Source organism: Anaplasma centrale str. Israel (assembly GCF_000024505.1).
In the GTDB taxonomy this organism is placed as follows: domain Bacteria; phylum Pseudomonadota; class Alphaproteobacteria; order Rickettsiales; family Anaplasmataceae; genus Anaplasma; species Anaplasma centrale.
Window position 1 is genome coordinate 141,516 of sequence record NC_013532.1, and the last position, 15,833, is coordinate 157,348.

At 52.3% G+C, this 15,833-nt stretch carries 15 protein-coding genes and 1 pseudogene; 8 read left to right on the plus strand and 8 right to left on the minus strand.

Features of this window, described 5'->3' with window-relative positions; all coding sequences use genetic code 11:
* Window positions 1-42: 42 nt before the first annotated feature.
* From ACIS_RS00695 to def, 3 genes are all read right to left on the minus strand, one after another.
* The gene (locus tag ACIS_RS00695) at window positions 43-576 is read right to left on the minus strand and encodes a hypothetical protein (protein ID WP_238523287.1); all 534 of its coding nucleotides are present in this window, start codon (window positions 574-576) and stop codon (window positions 43-45) included.
* Between the two features lie 317 nt (window positions 577-893).
* Window positions 894-1,733, minus strand: coding sequence for a uracil-DNA glycosylase (locus ACIS_RS00700; RefSeq protein WP_049756278.1), 840 nt, complete (start codon window positions 1,731-1,733; stop codon window positions 894-896).
* A gap of 151 nt (window positions 1,734-1,884) precedes the next feature.
* Window positions 1,885-2,451 (minus strand): peptide deformylase, encoded by a 567-nt coding sequence (def, locus tag ACIS_RS00705; RefSeq protein ID WP_041651356.1) that lies wholly within the window; start codon window positions 2,449-2,451, stop codon window positions 1,885-1,887.
* Between the two features lie 132 nt (window positions 2,452-2,583).
* Here def and ACIS_RS00710 point away from each other — a divergent pair, with 132 nt between their 5' ends.
* Together ACIS_RS00710 and rpsT are read left to right on the plus strand one after the other, a co-directional pair.
* Window positions 2,584-3,219, plus strand: coding sequence for a lysophospholipid acyltransferase family protein (locus ACIS_RS00710; RefSeq protein WP_238523288.1), 636 nt, complete (start codon window positions 2,584-2,586; stop codon window positions 3,217-3,219).
* 117 nt (window positions 3,220-3,336) lie between these two features.
* Entirely contained in the window at window positions 3,337-3,627 is a 291-nt protein-coding gene (gene rpsT, locus ACIS_RS00715; RefSeq protein ID WP_012880337.1) for a 30S ribosomal protein S20, read from the plus strand.
* 254 nt (window positions 3,628-3,881) lie between these two features.
* Here the strand turns inward: rpsT and ACIS_RS00720 are convergent, their stop codons facing one another.
* Both ACIS_RS00720 and lgt read right to left on the minus strand, forming a co-directional pair.
* Complete coding sequence (locus tag ACIS_RS00720; protein WP_012880338.1) at window positions 3,882-4,091, minus strand: hypothetical protein; 210 nt, start codon at window positions 4,089-4,091, stop codon at window positions 3,882-3,884.
* A 213-nt stretch (window positions 4,092-4,304) separates the two neighbouring features.
* Complete coding sequence (gene lgt / locus ACIS_RS00725) at window positions 4,305-5,159, minus strand: prolipoprotein diacylglyceryl transferase (RefSeq protein ID WP_012880339.1); 855 nt, start codon at window positions 5,157-5,159, stop codon at window positions 4,305-4,307.
* Window positions 5,160-5,251: 92 nt separating this feature from the next.
* Here lgt and murJ point away from each other — a divergent pair, with 92 nt between their 5' ends.
* Both murJ and ACIS_RS00735 read left to right on the plus strand, forming a co-directional pair.
* Complete coding sequence (gene murJ / locus ACIS_RS00730; RefSeq protein ID WP_012880340.1) at window positions 5,252-6,757, plus strand: murein biosynthesis integral membrane protein MurJ; 1,506 nt, start codon at window positions 5,252-5,254, stop codon at window positions 6,755-6,757.
* Between the two features lie 151 nt (window positions 6,758-6,908).
* Window positions 6,909-7,685: a hypothetical protein gene (locus ACIS_RS00735; protein WP_012880341.1), complete on the plus strand. Its 777-nt coding sequence runs from the start codon at window positions 6,909-6,911 to the stop codon at window positions 7,683-7,685.
* Between the two features lie 630 nt (window positions 7,686-8,315).
* Here the strand turns inward: ACIS_RS00735 and ACIS_RS05535 are convergent.
* Window positions 8,316-9,014, minus strand: coding sequence for a hypothetical protein (locus ACIS_RS05535; RefSeq protein ID WP_012880342.1), 699 nt, complete (start codon window positions 9,012-9,014; stop codon window positions 8,316-8,318).
* A gap of 481 nt (window positions 9,015-9,495) precedes the next feature.
* Here ACIS_RS05535 and ACIS_RS00745 point away from each other — a divergent pair, with 481 nt between their 5' ends.
* The 4 genes and pseudogenes from ACIS_RS00745 to ACIS_RS05540 all read left to right on the plus strand — a co-directional run.
* Window positions 9,496-9,930, plus strand: a complete 435-nt coding sequence (locus ACIS_RS00745; protein WP_012880343.1) for a hypothetical protein — start codon at window positions 9,496-9,498, stop codon at window positions 9,928-9,930.
* A 248-nt stretch (window positions 9,931-10,178) separates the two neighbouring features.
* Window positions 10,179-11,468 carry a P44/Msp2 family outer membrane protein gene (locus tag ACIS_RS05075; RefSeq protein WP_012880344.1) on the plus strand — a complete coding sequence of 430 codons (1,290 nt, stop codon included), beginning with the start codon at window positions 10,179-10,181 and terminating at the stop codon, window positions 11,466-11,468.
* 83 nt (window positions 11,469-11,551) lie between these two features.
* Window positions 11,552-12,760 (plus strand): P44/Msp2 family outer membrane protein, encoded by a 1,209-nt coding sequence (locus tag ACIS_RS00755; RefSeq protein ID WP_041651366.1) that lies wholly within the window; start codon window positions 11,552-11,554, stop codon window positions 12,758-12,760.
* A gap of 164 nt (window positions 12,761-12,924) precedes the next feature.
* Window positions 12,925-13,139, plus strand: a pseudogene (locus ACIS_RS05540) (P44/Msp2 family outer membrane protein); the annotation flags it as partial.
* Between the two features lie 19 nt (window positions 13,140-13,158).
* Here ACIS_RS05540 and recF read toward each other — a convergent pair.
* Both recF and ACIS_RS00770 read right to left on the minus strand, forming a co-directional pair.
* The gene (gene recF, locus ACIS_RS00765) at window positions 13,159-14,274 is read right to left on the minus strand and encodes a DNA replication/repair protein RecF (protein ID WP_012880347.1); all 1,116 of its coding nucleotides are present in this window, start codon (window positions 14,272-14,274) and stop codon (window positions 13,159-13,161) included.
* Window positions 14,275-14,288: 14 nt separating this feature from the next.
* Window positions 14,289-15,218, minus strand: a complete 930-nt coding sequence (locus ACIS_RS00770) for a Rossmann-fold NAD(P)-binding domain-containing protein (RefSeq protein WP_012880348.1) — start codon at window positions 15,216-15,218, stop codon at window positions 14,289-14,291.
* Between the last annotated feature and the right edge of the window lie 615 nt (window positions 15,219-15,833).

A 15,833-nucleotide genomic window follows, 5' to 3' on the forward strand; every position in this document is an offset into this window, starting at 1 on the left:
TTTCCCGGATGCTTCTTACAACAAGTAGTTTACTACGCGGTGCTACATCACCATTGTTATTACATCCTTGACACACCCCTGACAGGTGTTGGTGACAGCGCCTTCAGCAGCCCCTTCATTCTCTATCGCTGCCTCAGTAACCTTGAAGATAACCATGTCGGTACCCAGCACGTCGCTATGGAAGACTATGCGGTCACCGTCCTCCTTCCCCCTCACGCCGGAAAACTCCAACCCTCTACTGACCACAGAGTACTGTTCCTCTGTAAAGTTTTGACACGGAGCATCGTAATAGGAAACAAACCGAGCGACCAGCGCTCCGGCGTCTTCCTCTACAAAGCCTTGGATCGCACTGGCGATGGCGCCCCTGCATCCCGCTGTAGCCTCACCAGCATTTTCTGCCCAAAACCACCAGCTGCCGTCATGCGCACGCTCGAAATTGACAGCAGTGAACTCTGCATTGCAATTACAATTACCTGTACACAACTCACTATTGCTGCCAGAACCAGAAACGGAAATGTTGTATATTCCCTCACTGAAATCCACCATAGTAACTCCAAGAGCACGATAAACTTCCACAGTCTCATTAAAATGATTTCCCTTGTAAAGTAAAAAAGTCTTACAGTTGTTTGCGTGACACATGCTGTATACCATGTGTTGCATAAAACTGAATTTTTTTGGGGTGGCCGCCAGTTATATGAGAGTGTGGTAGCTGTTGCGCCGCGTTAGTCTCCACAGCTGACTCTGCCGTAATTGCTAAGAGACAGTCCTAAGATATGCAAGAACCTACCGCGGCGGGCGTTGTGTGTTCTCTGTCCTGGGGTGTAAGTAGTGGAGTGCGCGGCACCTCACATGTACACCTGTTGAGCCTGGTAGCCGGGCATGTGTGCTGGAGGCTAGAAGTCCACTGCTATTTTCTCTTGCTCAATATACGCTCTGATCATCTTCAGGTCCTCCCAAGCCAGCCGTTTCTGCATAGGCTGACGCAGTAGATAGGCCGGGTGGAAAATTACTGCGGTTGTCACTGGGTGTGCCAGAAACGGATTTGTGTACTCGTGAAACCTTCCCCTCAATCTAGATATGCTTTCAGGTGTATTAAGTAGGGCGCAACACGCGGTGCTACCAACCAACACTAAGATACTTGGAGCTATGAGCGCTATGTGTTTCTCGACAAACGGCTTACATATTTCCAACTCGAAATCAGTGGGACGTCGGTTTCCGGGAGGGCGCCAAAACGTTGTGTTGCTTATGTAGGTACTTTTCCGATTTAAGCCAATAGCAGCAAGCATTTTATCAAGCAGCATTCCACTTGCACCACAAAATGGCCGGCCTTCGCGATCTTCATTGCTGCCTGGTGCCTCCCCAATCAGCATAATCCTAGCGTCGGGGTTGCCGTCGGAAAACACAGTGTTCATAGCGGCCTTCTTGATCTCACACCCCTCAAAAGACTCAATAGCTGCTCTCAATTCCGCTAAATCGCTGCAGCCACCAGCAATCTTTCTGGCTGCGGTCACCCAATCAGTTGAAAACTGGCTTTCACCCTTATCCGCGCCTTGCTCCGAGAGTCTGCCCGCCCGAGACGTACCCACATCCTGTTCTTGTGAGACCACTGCTGGCGTGCGAGCTTCTAATCCGCCCTCCTCTAGCACGCAATCCACCCCGTTCTCGTGGTAGAATCTCAACACCTCGAGCAGCTCCTCACCGCCAGCTACCACATCCTTTTCCTGCCTTGTCATGTCATCTTCCCTGAAAATGATCCTGCACATGTTTTATCGCTGCCAGACAGCGACTCCACGCTGATCCACAGCAGCACCCCCGCCCGACTTACGCCCAGAAGGAAGGTTCTGCACACACAACCGCCCACGGGCCAACCATTACCCACGGGTATCAGTGTCCGGATGTCCCTCTTGTTCTCCTTATCTTCTCCATTACCATGTCGCGCTTGAGCTTAGATATACGCTGCAAAAACACAACCCCATTCAGGTGATCCAGTTCATGTTGCAAACAACGCGCCAGCAATCCGCAAGCCTTTATGTATTTTTGCCGTCTGTTCAAGTCAACGTACTGGACTACAATACTCTCTGGTCGCCGCACAGTTTCCCTATAATCAGGAACAGATAGGCACCCCTCCTCCATGGCCACAAGCCGCTCAGACTCCTCAACGATGACCGGATTCACAACAACAGTCGGGCCGCAGGTCGCACGGAACTCACCCGCCCCGTCATCCCGAGGCACCTCGTACCTGTCCGATCCATACTCTAAATCTACGACGAAAATACGCTTGTGCACACCCACCTGCACCGCTGCCAAGCCTATGCCCTTGTTGTGGTACATAGTGTCTAGCATGTCGTTAGCAAGCGTCTCAAGTTGCTGCCCAAAATCATCAGCATGCACCTCTTCCGAGCACAAAGACAACCTACTGTCGGGCAGGGTGACCAGGGGCAAAACAGACACTGCTAGATCTCCACGGGCAAAAAAACCTTGCATTACAACGCGTACTGCCCTACAAATACGCGGAGGCCGCACCTAAGGCAAAGCATGGCATTCTACATCTTTTCTGCGCTATTTACAATACTTTGCGGCGCAGTGCTGCTACCTACGGTATGGTTCATGCCCATGTCCTGTCGGGGCGTTGTGGGTGTATGGTGGGCTAAGGCTATACTGTGGGCGTGCCGCGTTTTTTGCGGTATCTACTACGAAGTTCTCGGCAAAGATTGTTTGCCGGAAGGGCAGTTCATAGTGGCATCGGTGCACCAGTCACCCATCGAAACCCTAGTCCTGTTTGCGGAGTTGCCGCGCGTTGTTTGTGTAATTAAGAAGGAATTGAAAACTTTGCCTGTTATTGGTGTGTATTTTATGGCGCTGAGAATGGTGTTTGTTGACCGAGATAAGAAAGTTGCTGCCCTGCGTAGCATGGTGAGAGAATGCACAGCTAGGATAGGTGAGGGACGGACATTGGTGATGTTTCCCGAGGGTACAACACGGCTACATCGCAGCACCGATAGGCACCTGCACCGCGGAGTGGCAGCGGTATATTCGAGAGTATCCTTGCCAGTGGTGCCAATAACGCTAGATACTGGCCGCTATTGGTCGGATGGCATATTTACGCTTAGCAAGAGAAAGGGCAAGGCACGCATCAGGATTTTGCCCGCTATAGAGCCGGGGTTAGACACCGCGGAATTCATAGACCGTCTGTCAGTTGCATTGCAATCCCAGCCCTAGTACCGGAATTTGCGGCGTTTACCTTGTAATGCCCAAATGTGCTCGGCATCGTGCCTTGCATTTGTGATCGATTCCCTGTAGATTCCTCCTGTTAGCGAGGTAAAGGTTTATATAGTAATGCCAAATCATTCGAGTGCTAAAAAGATGGTCAGGGTCATCAAGGAGCGGACGTTTTCAAATCGTGTAAGAAAAAGCAGGGTGCGCAACTCTGTGAAGAAATTTTTAGCTGTGCTGGAGTCCAAAGGCCATATTGAAGATGCTGTGACTGCCTTTAGGGTTGCGGAGTCTAACATTCACAAGTGTGTCAACAAGGGCGTCATGCATAGAAACACTGCTGCGCGCAAAGTCAAAGCTCTTGCTGCGAAGCTGAAGGCTTTCGATTTGGGCCTACAGGGCACTAGCACTTAGTACATGTATTCTTGCTGAGCTGATCGCACTCTCCTCCCACTGCAGTTGGGTGTCTCTACGACGGCTGCGCGGTTGGTTTAACCGTGATGGCAGCTATGGATACTCAGGTGTGCGGTTTATTGTTTAGAGCTGCCTGGGTGTCGTGGTGTGTGGTGTTTTCAGTGTTGGGAAGGCGGCTCGAGTTTTGTCGCTGTTTTACCTAATTCTACACTGGCTGGTTTTGATGCGTGCAATAGCGCGATCTCGAGGCAGTGCTACTTCTCCTTGTCTTGATCTTCGCAGTATGCCCCGCAGCAGGCACTACACTGCACACAGTCCATGTAAGTATCTGGGGTCAGGTCGCTTCTTCCGGAGCTGGAATTCAGGAATATGCTCTGTTGTACTTGAGGGTACGCTCTAAACGAACTAAGGCTGTCACCTGCGTACATGCCGGGTTTTTTCAATCTCATGACCCCAAAAGACACAGACCTTGCATACGTATACTACATATCGCATACTAACACTAGTAATAATCACGACGTTTTCCAACCATAGGCCACTCAGACACATACACACTGGCTGCTAGAAAGGATATAGGCCTACTAGACCGACATTTGTGACGGATGCAACCGGGGTCTACCCACTTGCAGCCAGTTCAGCGGCAGACGGCATTATTCATTTGCAGAAAATAGCAAACCTCACACCGGGGCACCTGTGACGCTCTCCCTCCTGGGTGACCTGCTGTGCAGCACTATCCGTGCTAGTGCGCAAGCACCTATAACCGCCATGGGTGCTGATAACACTTGTCCCATGGTCAGCCACCCGAACGCCACGTAGCCGACCTGTGCGTCGGGTTCACGAAAGAACTCTACCGCACACCTTGCTACGCCGTACCACATGCTAAAAACGCAGGACAACACACCTGGGCGTAGCCCAATCTTTGTGTATCGCATAAGCATGTTCATGAATATCAGTGGCAGAAAACCCTCAAGGATGGCTTCATACACTTGGCTAGGGTGCCTTAGCATGAGGTCGCCACTACTTGGAAACATTACTCCTATGCATGCGGTTGTTTCCCGGCCGTACAGTTCTCCATTAACAAGATTTGCCATTCTACCCAAAAATAGCCCAAATGGTGCGGCGCATGCGCATAAGTCCAAGATGGGTGCAATGCTAACCTTATGCCTTCTACACACGATGCTCACTGCTGTCATACAGCCCACATATCCGCCATGCATAGACATGCCTCCATGCCACGTTTTTAGGATATCTGACGGGTACTCCCAGTAAAGACTGGGGTTGTACAGCAGGACATAGGCGGTCCTGCCACCAAGGATGATGCCTACTATGGCCCAGAATACCAGAGAATCCAAAAACTTTTCGTTGGGTGCCAGATACTTCGAGGCTCTTGTTACGTACCAATGCGCAAACAATATTCCAAATACGTAAGAAAGCGCATACCACCTAATTTCTAAAGGCCCGATGCGCGCGAAAACCGGGTCCACACGCAACAGCCACTCTACAGCTTCCCGCATGGCAAAACAAATTGACATTCCTATACATTACCTATAATTTCCTACTAGCCCGCGGCCCTGCAAAGCTACTGCAGCGTATTATCGGCGGTTCTGAATAGTGAAGTCAAGTTATGCTGAGAAGAGTTTTTGCTTTTAGCGCGGGTACGCTTGTGTCCAGGGTTCTTGGTCTGCTGCGTGACACCTTAATAGCCTACACACTGGGGGCACAGGGGCTGTCTGACGTATTTCTTGCAGCATTCCGCCTGCCCAACTTGTTCAGGTCATATTTTGCAGAAGGCGCTTTGAGCGCAAGCTTCGTTCCAATATATGCTAGGAGGCTTATCAATCGGGATGTGCCACAGAGATTTGCCAGCCAGGTGTTTTCTTCACTTTTGGTGTTTCTTTCGGTGTTTTGTCTGTGCATGCTCGCGTTCACCCCGCAGATTTTAGGGGTCTTCACTCCGGGGTTCTCTGCAGGCTCCTATAAGTTCAATCTGGCCGTAGAGCTCTCCCGAATCATGATGGTGTACCTTTTTTGCATGTCTCTGTCATCTGTGGTGTGCGCAGTACTGCAAGCACATAATTGTTTTTTTGTAACCGCTATCTCTCCTGTATTACTGAACTGCTGCGTAATAATTAGTGGGCTGGTGCCTCATTGGGGTGCGTCGCCGGTATACTACTTCTCGGTTGCTGTGTCTCTATCGGGTGTGTTGCAGCTCGCACTTACACTGTTTGTTGCAGCCCGCAAGGACACCGGAATGAAGTTTACGCTGTGGCCGCGCGATAGCGATATGCGAGAGTTTCTGAAAAGAGCCATGATGTCAACTCTTAGTGGTTGCATCACTCAAGTGAACTTATGGTTGAACACCCTATTCGCAAGCTTTATTCCCGGAGCTATATCCTACATGTACTACGCAGATAGGCTGAATCAGCTTCCTCAGGCTCTTGTAGGGATATCTATGAGCACTGTGTTGTTGCCAGCCATCTCAAAGTTGGCGGTGGAGGGCAGCACACAGCGCATGATAGAAATGCAGAACAATGCGCTAGACCTGGGTATGACGCTGATGGTGCCAGCCGCCGCTGCGCTGATTGCTATACCAGATGCCTTACTGCTTGCGCTGCTGAATTATGGCCGGTTTGACTATCTGGCGATTGGCAACACAGTCCCGGTTGTGGCTGTTTTGGCGACTTCATTGCCTTCCTTTATAGTGATCAAAATATTGCTACTGTTCTTCTACGCGCGCGGGGAATTTAAAATCCCGGCGTTCTTTTCCTTCATATCTGTAGTTGTCAACGCGCTGTTGAGCTACGTACTCATGCAGTTCCTGGGGCACGTTGGTATAGCCATTGCCTCATCGGCGGGATCGTGGACTTATGCGATCCTGCTACTCGTATACCTCAAAATGCACAATCTGTATGGCATGAGTGAAGAATTGAGTCGCAAGTTAACCTACATATTTCTCTCTTCAGCCATAATGGTTACAGTCATTTGCATGATGAAGACCCTGCTGACACCGTTTTTCTTTCAAGGGGCAGTCGTTAAAATATCCTCCCTGATAGTCGTTGTGTTGTTGGGAGTGTTGGTGTATTTCTTCTCGCTTCTTGTTATGTTCAGACAAAAATTGGCCGTCGAATAACGCCACATGTGCACTTCGTTTTAGAGTGTGCGCCCAAGCCCAGGCAAGCAGGGAGCTTTAACGTCTTTGCAGTGGAGTCGACCACCGAAATTATTTTTTTCTTAATAAAAATTGCCCACAATGCTCCATCACAACCTACACAAGTATATAAGTGATAACATACGCTATTATTTCAGGGGCAAGGGCAGTTTTGTCATTTGCGGACGTGCCGCATGTGGAGAATTTTAAGAAAGCATTTACCACATTGGATACGGGTACCGCCTCCAGGGCAATATTCTCCCACGATGTACATATAAAGTACCACGACGAGAACCGTGTAGAGCTCGTTCCCGAGCAAGAGTTTACCTACCACAGTGCGAATTCCATGATCAATCACATGCTGAATCATGGTTTTAGCTTCAAAGTCGGGATACTGTCAGACATGATGGCACAGGCATGTAGTTTACAAACAGAGGGTGTGGTTGTTTTAGGAGCTGGGGCTGATCGCCTGTCATATGCTGTGCGCGTATCTAGAGACACGGTATTTCTTTCCCCCGTATCCGAACAGTACCTGGACTTTTCTTCAGGACCCAGCCAGAAGCTAATTACAATCTTGCAATGCAAGAGCGCCATCAGCTGTGTTACTCCCGATGTGAAGAACAGGTCTATCGAGATTGTGACGGAGGGAAACATTTGTGATGCCTTAGCATCCTTAAGCAATGCGTTGGTGCAGGTGGGTGCTGTATTACCGGCAGACGAGGAATTTGCGCGACAACAGATGATAGGCTTGGCATTTTTGGACTCTACCGATAACGAGCTGCGAGTTGTGCAAAACATTGCAAGTTACCCTGGCGCCCATCCTCTGAGTAGGTACAAAGACGTGGCCAGGACCGTTGAAAATGTGCTGTACTGTCTAAGAAACGGTGTGTGTGCGACCCTGCAACACTAGGAAAACTGGAGGATGCACTGGAGCGGCGAGGGGAGTTCTCTGGCGTGCCCCCTGTGCTGACGAAGGGCTTTGCGAAGCTGAGTAGAGACTTTGGCCCGCAGTTGAAAGACATAATGAATGGAGACGCTTCCCCGAGAAATGCAAGCTAGCCCCCCGCCGTTGTCGGCATATCGCTCTCCGAACTCAGCTGAGATAGGCTGAAACTTCAGCGGGCGCACCGTGTGATGACCCACGATCTTACGGAGTGCCCCCCAGCTGGAACACGCAAGCGCGATGGAAGGCATGGAGTCGCAAGCTACAAACGGCACACACCGAGACCCGGGATCCAGACCTTGCCCGAACCCCAACCACGCACCGGCAACACCAACAGCAGGGAACACAACCACCCCGACATCAACAAACGCGCCGACTACCAACCCAAAAGGCGGACCACAGTGCAACGTATCAGGCTAGGAGAAGCATCTGCTGCACTGCAGCCCCCACACAAAGCTGGCCACCCCCCACCGCGTCCGAACAAAGACGCGCCGCCTGATCTGGCAGCCAGCACACCCACTCTGCAACCTCAACAACAACGGACTACCGCATCCGCCATTCAGTTACAAGGAAAAAACGGAGGTCACCGCACCCCTCCTACTCGGCACCCTCTTCACCATCATCTACGCTGTCAGTGGTAGGCTGTCCGTGCGTGTGGACGGACGGGCTAGGGTTTTCGCTCCCCCCTGCGCCACCGTCGTCACTAGTAACGCCAGTACCGTCTATCTGCGCAGGCTGAGCAACTTCGCCCTCGCCTCCTCTATCATCAGGCAGCGCGCCGCCTGGCGTGCCACGGTCCTCAACCCGCTCTTCTTCCGGCCCCTTAGGAGGTGTCTCAGGCGCCTTTGTTGTCACCTCAGTGTTAACCTCCGGCTGCTTCACCTCAGGTTCAGCTGCCTTTTTAGCCTCAGTAAACTTCACGGTAGTAGGCCCAGTGGCATCGATGAACTCCACGGTGTCATTCCCATCTCCGGTGAAGGCGAACTTCATAACCCCACTTGCTGTGTTGAAGTGAGCGTGCCTGTCGCCCAGCATGACCTCATCAGCCCACTGCTCGAAGATGTACAGTTGACCCTTGTCGATCTCTTTATCTGTGCTGCACGCGCTGCCGCACGCCCCGGCCGCTTCGTCGCCAACGGAGAGGACCAGATACGTCGGTGTCCACACCCCATCGACGCGCTTCTGCTGCTCGCCGTTACAAGCACAAGTGCTAAAAGTGCCACTACCGTCCTCGATGGCAACATTCTGCACACTAAGCTTCTCGCCGCCCACCTCTATTTCTATATCAAACAACATACGCAACCCCTTTTGAATACCTTAACTAGACACGGCCCAACTGTAACACAGCTGCAGGGTCAGCACAACAAGTGTGTGCACGCATTTTTGTGCAACTTGCTGGACCATTAATAACCCTGCAACGGTTAGTATAGGCAACTGCAGTGTTGATGCAATCCCAACGCGTGCCCTCCTGCCACAAATTGTAGGCATAGTGGGCCTCGTAGGGAAATACTGCAAGGATTGAAAATTTTTTATGCCGCAGTTGCGGTAGGGCACGTTGTACGCGGTAACCAGTTTGCAGCCTTGAGAGCACGGGTGCGGTTCCTGAGCGCACCTTAACAAGCCGTAGAGACATGGGGAGCGGAGAACCAGGGATAGTAGGGAAAAGCCTGTTACGTGCACTTCATGTTGTCCCAAAAACCACCCGGATTTTTCTTTACAGCACTGTGTTTTTGCGATAACTCCGTGCTGGTTGTTTTGTGATTCCGAGGGGTGTGCTATGGTGGATTTTGGTGATTACGCTGTGGCGTCTGTGTCCGTGACCGGTGTTGTGGGTGATACCAGTAGCTGTAACTTTGGAGAGTATTCCGTGCCGGTGGGCCTTGACTTCGGGGCCTATGACGACGGTGACGTGTACTTGTCATCCAATGTCACAAGGGTCACCAATGGTGAGTCCGTGGTCAGGGAAATCTGGGTCTACGGCAGCGTGCATGTTGGTGGCAGCGATGGTAATACAGAGATTACTCTGAGAGACTTCTCCTGTGGTGAGCGCAGTCGCCCAAACGGTGTTAACACTGATGGGGCGTACGTTTCTAAGTCAGTGTATGTTGGGCATCCCATCATTGGCCAAGAGCAGGACGACACCTTGGTGTTCCGGACTCAAGAGGGCTGCTATGACATCGTAGTCTCGCTCGAGAAGGGAGGAAAGAAGTAGTTATCTATATTATTATAGTGTGGTGTGGCGGTCCTGCGCTCCGGAGTCTCTCCAGGAGAGTGGGGCCGCTCCCACTGGCGGTGTGTAGGCTAGTTGTTAGTTGGGGCCGCCATGGTGCCCGGTCTGGGCTTCTCGTTGCGTATTCGTTAAAGTCGTGGCCGTGTGTGCGCTTCGGGGTTATTGGGGCGGATTTTCACAGCCTGGGTCTCCATACGTTCACTGGATAATGTGGGTACCGTGCGCATATTTTGGTTGCATTTGTCGCGATTTTCGTGTACGTGAGGGTCGCACGCGGGTCTTCAGGGTTGCTGCGTTGCTACGGTTTCTTTAAGCTCGGAGGGGGTGTGCCAAAGTCTCTCGAAAGTGTCGTGTTGGCGGTGCTTCTGCCTGCTGTGTTCCTTTCTTGTGGTGCTGGTGCCGCTGTTGCCGGGTACGCGGCGACTTTCGGTCCTTACGTCAGTTTCGGCTATGCGCCTGCTTGGGGAGGGGCCAAGAACTTATACATGGGCGTTCCCGGAGAAACCTGGTACGTTCTGCCCTACAAGAAGGATGCGTCAGATGATGAGGTGCTGTCTTGGTCCAGTTTTGACTGGTGGAGCGGTGGTGGAGGAGCTCCTGGCGATGATCCAGTGAAATTTCGTGAAATAAGCCCCCGTGGTGTTAGCGGGGCCGTGGGCTATGCGCTGGGTAATGCCAGGGTGGAGCTTGGGGTAATGAAAGAAGAGTTTGCCGTTTCCAGGGCGGGTGGCAGGCGCTGGAGGGAGGGCGACTCCCTGTTTTTGCTATTGGGGCAGCGTGGTGCGGACTTGGCACAGTGGTTGCGTCCCCGCGTTGGCGCTAGTACCGGCACTGACAAGCTGACGACTGAGCTGACGGCGCTCCTGGACGTGCTGCGTCGCGGTTTGGGCGGGCTGTCTGACTCTGAAGAGAAGGCCAGTGTGCGTACGACGTTAAACCTCGTTGGGTCGGCGACCATCCCGGGTAGCAAATGGGCAGACAATCCGAGCACTGTTAAGCTTTTGCGGGCTGCGCTGGGGGAGGCATTGCCTAAGATTTGGCCACACCTTACGATCGCGGATAAAGCCAAGGTGCGGCTCACCCTGGCTGGCGGGCGTGAAGAGGGTGATGTTGTGGCGATTCCTGCGGTTGGGCTGACTGTCGTCACGGTTGTTGGGTGTCGTGACCTTGCACTATCAAGTCTGTTTACTGCAGAGGCGGCTCAGAACCTGGCTGCGTATGGCTGTGCCGGGATGGGGGCAAGCTTTGTTCGTAGCGCTGGGGGCAGTGCTGCGGAGTTTGGAGCTGGGTTGAAGTTTGGTGTAAGCTACAGATTGTCTCGCGCCGCATCGGTGTTTGTTGGTGGGGTGCTGCATAGGACCGTGAATTGTGATTTTGATGTGCCTGTTACTCCCGTAGGGGCTGGCAGTGGGTCTGCGGTGGTGAAGAGCCGTGCAATAGACCGGGCGGGGAATGAGGCTCGGCTTTCCTTTGGGATGCTAAATCTTGTTGGAGAAGTGGGGTTGAGGTTCTTGGTTTGAGGTGTGGCGCTGTCCCTGGTGGCGTGCAGTCATCCGGGGGCTGTGGGTTGTTGTGTTGCTGATGTACGGAGGGTAAGGTGGTTGTGGCTAGGTCTTTTCTGTGGGGTGCGATTGTAGCTGGGGCTGTGTTCGCGTTTGGTTCGCCCGCTGTCGCTGGTGGGCTTGGTGATAGTGATACTGGCTTTTACTTGGGGTTTGGGCTTGCACCTTCGTTTGGGGGTGTTTCAGACTTTTATGCTGAGGTTCCTGGTGCAGCAGATGCTGCGCTACCTTATAGGAAGGATGCTGCTGGTGGCGGGGACACATCCCCCTTTGACTTTGATTGGATGGGGGCTGGTGCCAGTGCAGGTAGCAAGTACCCTATAAAGTTCCAGCGTAGTAGTCTATTTGGAGTCATGGGGAATGCAGGGGTGCGCTATTCTGCGAGTAGGTTGGAGCTTGAGGCGGTGCGTGAGAGGTTCCCCATCTGGAAGGTTGGCGGTAGGACATGGACTAAGGGTGACTCCCTCTTCCTCCTGGTGGACGACGCGATTGTTCGTCTTGCCACAGGACAGAGCGATCACGATGATCCGGCAGCGAAGGCCCTTCGTGCGCTGTACGCTTCTGATCATGAGGATTTTACTTCGTTAGTGAGTGAGCTGGGTTCTGCCGTACAGACTCGCACTACTCAGAGGGCCATTCTGGCACACACAGGGGCAAGCTCGGTGGACACGCACACTGCAACACGGCTGGTTGCCGCCGCGTTTGGGCGTAGGTACGGGAGGCGTAGCGTTGACTCTGTTGCGATGAAGCAACGGGCTATGCTGCTGCTCGCCGCTGCGGCGAAAGTTGGTGTGCAAGAGAGGCAGCAGATTACCAAGCTATCCTTTATTGAAGCTGCTCTCAGCCGTATTGGTGGACACAAGATTGAGATACCCGCGGTCGTGGCTAATACTTTTGGTGCTAACTACTGCTATGACATTTCCTCTGCGAGTGGGTGGTATGGAGGGTTCTCTCCGTATGGATGTATTGGTGTGGGGATGAGCTTCGTGAGAGTGACGAAAAACAGCACTCCCAGGTTTACGTATGGGGCGAAACTGGGTGTGAGCTACGACCTTTCCCCCCAGGCCAAAGTTTTTGTGGGTGGTGCGTACCGGAGAGTTATGGACTACAGCGAGCGGTGCCGTGTATCAACACTGTCTCCGTCATCAGGGTATAGTGAGTACACTGAGGGAGAGAATATCAGAGCGCGACTGTCCTTTGGACTGCATTACCTGGCTCTGGAAGCGGGGTTGAGGTTTGTGCTTGCGTAGCTGCTGATGGCTGGTGGTGCGGCACCCCCCTCCAGAGTTTTGTGTCTCAGCGGTCTGGTGGCTATGGCGGACGCGTTTGCTCCGGGTGTACAGCGGCATGGTGGAGCCCTCCTCCGTGGGCTTTGCCAGTGAAGTGTGTTGCACACAGCCTGCAGCCGCCCGGTGGGTGTGGTGATACTGGCTTTTACTTGGGGTTTGGGCTTGCACCTTCGTTTGGGGGTGTTTCAGACTTTTATGCTGAGGTTCCTGGTGCAGCGGATGCCGCGCTACCTTATAGGAAGGATGCGATGCTGCTGGTGGCGGAGACACGTCCCCCCTTGACTTTGATTGGATGGGAGCTGGTGCCAGTGCAGGTAGCAAGTACCCTATAAAGTATAAAGTTCCAGCGTGGTGGCCGTTCATACGGGGCCGATGTCGTTATCGGTGATGCGGAAACGCATGAAGCACTGTTCTAACCCTTCGAAATTCCTTTCGTCGACGTCTGTGATCCACGTTTGGCACCCCACGCTCTTTATGGTCTGCACGAGCTCCTGCCTATGTGTATAGTCTAAATGCGACATAATGTCATCGAGTAGCATTATGGGGGCCTGGCTGTGCACCCTGTGCTTTGTGATTGCCGCTGTCAACAGAAGCGATAGTAAGAGAATTTTTTGCTCGCCAGTTGAACAGCTGCTCGCTGTAAGGTTTTTATCTGCATGCGATATTTGAAAGTGATCATTGTGGACGCCAAATGAGGTGAGCTGTCCGTGCATATCTTGCGCTCTACTTTGCTTCAGGCGCTGCATATACTGGCTCACTGCGTGTTCCTGGCTTTCTAGCAACTCGAAGACACCGCTATCCAGATGTATGGTGAACTTCAAAAAAGGGGAGTCAATGTTGTTATCAGCCATGGTTTGCTGCAAAATCCTAAGCGCGTTGAGCCGTGTTTGCGCTATGTAAACACCGCTGATGGCCATGACGTTCTCTAGGCTGGCAAGCCAATTAAGATCTTGGGGGGCTTCACGCAGAACCTTCCTCCTGTCGCGCCTTGCCCTTTCATATCTCACTATATGGGAGGCGTAGTCTTTATCAAATACGTGGACTACCCTGTCAAAAAACCTTAGACGCTCTGATGGCGCTTTTAGTAAAACATGGTCTAACTGCGGCATAAGCCACACTATGCATAGCATGTTGTGTAAGGTGCTGTATAAACCAGCCTTCTCGTCTATAAAAAGGCGACGTTTATTTTCGTGCTTTGTGACACTCACTGAAAATTGTGTGCTGCCACTCAACACCGTGTGATGCACCCTCCAGGGGGTACCAGATTCATGGTTTTGCATGCAGTCTGCGCTAACATTACGCAACCCCGGGCCTTTTGATAACAAGGATATGGCCTCTAGAATGTTGGTTTTGCCCGAGCCATTCTTCCCCAGCAGCACAACCGAGCACCCATGGGTCTCCAGCTCGGCTCTTGTGTAGTTCCGGAAGTTACACAACTTAATGCTCTGAATGCACGACCTTGAGCTAGAGGACATATCACAGATTCTTACTATAACAGCCCAAAACACCGAGCCAGGACGGCTTTTTGTATGTGTAGCTTGTTTCCGGCTTCTTCGGCTATGCACGAGGAAGTACCATAAAGCACTACTTTGCTGGCCTCTTGTCCAACATATGCTGGTGTGCAGTGCAGAAACATATGACCGGGCTTTGCGAGTTCCATAAGAGATTGGTTTGCCTGGTAGTCATACAGCGCCTCTCGATCAGCGGGTTCGGTACCCGTACCCATTGAATACCAAGAGTCCGTGGTTGCGATATCTGCATCTGGAACCGCGCGCGCTGGTACTGGCTCGCAAACAATGTCCACGCCCTCTCGCTGGGCAGTAGCAACTTTCTGAGACGTGTTATCCAAACACCGTGGAGGAGTAGATATCATCAGCTTCAAAACGGCTGCGGCCTGCACCCAGGAATTCAATACGTTGGCGTCACTGCCTATCCGAGCCACAGTTCGCCCGGGGATAATGTGCCCTTTTTCTGCTTCATAGGTTAAGATATCGGCCAATACCTGGGATGGGTGACTCTCCTTTGTGAGCGCGCTGATTGCTGGCACGCTGCTGTGCGACTCCATCTCTAACAAAACGGTATGACTTGCAGCACGTAGCACTATGCGGTCTACACACTGCGAGAGCGCAATTGCGGTGTCCCGTACTGATTCGTCGCCCCCATGCAGCTGCATCTCGCCTTCCCTGGGCACTGTTGCTCTCCCACCCATATGGTTTATGCCAACCTCAGGGGAGATCCTGGTACGCGTCGAGGACTGCTGACAAAACACCATGGCGACGTTTTTGTCCGTCAAGGTGTTAGCCAGCATGCCTGGCGCTGTTCCGATCGTGAGCACAAAATCCAAGGTTGCCCGGATGCCTGCACTTCCACAACAGCTGATGTCGATAAAGGACCTTACTCCAGCTCCGGCAACGTCCACAACCCTACCCGCTCAATCCACACTAGAACTTTACCCTTACTACGGATACAAAAAACAACACGACCGCTAGTATGAGCAACAATGCAAACACAGTACAATTTTTTGCGCTTCTCTTGCGTGAAAACTCCGCATCCACCACAACACTCCAGAATTTGCTGGCAGCCAAGTACAGCAGCAATACTCTAGGGTTTCACCATAAAGGACAGTGGATGTCAAGAGGTTTGCGCGCTGCCCGTCATGCCCACAGTGTGAAGTGTCCTACAGATGCTCGCAACGGCGGTCTGGGCCAGAACACTGCCATGCACTGAAGAGAAAATGGTGGTCACTGCGTGATAACGTGACCAAGCGCGGAAGACACAGAAAACAACGAAGCAGATCTGGTGGCCTACCTGTGTCCACCAGTACAAAGGGCGCCGCCATGCAGGCGCCCACACCAGGCCCAACAAGAGCGTTGGAACCGAATATCAACGAGGAGAAGGTCGTGAGAGATTCCTCCGACCACTCTGCTGCAACTTCATTTATGAATGTATGGCCTTATAAATGACAGGGCATATTCCCACAAGTGTCTTAGGCCACCGAAAACAAGGCCGCGCGGTTTCCCACACCATTCCCTAA

Excerpts from the sequence above, each read along its gene's own strand:
- ACIS_RS00700 (WP_049756278.1), bottom strand. The coding sequence starts at position 1,733 with ATGACAAGGCAGGAAAAGGATGTGGTAGCTGGCGGTGAGGAGCTGCTC.
- rpsT (WP_012880337.1), top strand. The coding sequence starts at position 3,337 with ATGCCAAATCATTCGAGTGCTAAAAAGATGGTCAGGGTCATCAAGGAG.
- lgt (WP_012880339.1), bottom strand. The coding sequence starts at position 5,159 with ATGTCAATTTGTTTTGCCATGCGGGAAGCTGTAGAGTGGCTGTTGCGT.
- murJ (WP_012880340.1), top strand. The coding sequence starts at position 5,252 with ATGCTGAGAAGAGTTTTTGCTTTTAGCGCGGGTACGCTTGTGTCCAGG.
- ACIS_RS05535 (WP_012880342.1), bottom strand. The coding sequence starts at position 9,014 with ATGTTGTTTGATATAGAAATAGAGGTGGGCGGCGAGAAGCTTAGTGTG.
- ACIS_RS00745 (WP_012880343.1), top strand. The coding sequence starts at position 9,496 with ATGGTGGATTTTGGTGATTACGCTGTGGCGTCTGTGTCCGTGACCGGT.
- recF (WP_012880347.1), bottom strand. The coding sequence starts at position 14,274 with ATGTCCTCTAGCTCAAGGTCGTGCATTCAGAGCATTAAGTTGTGTAAC.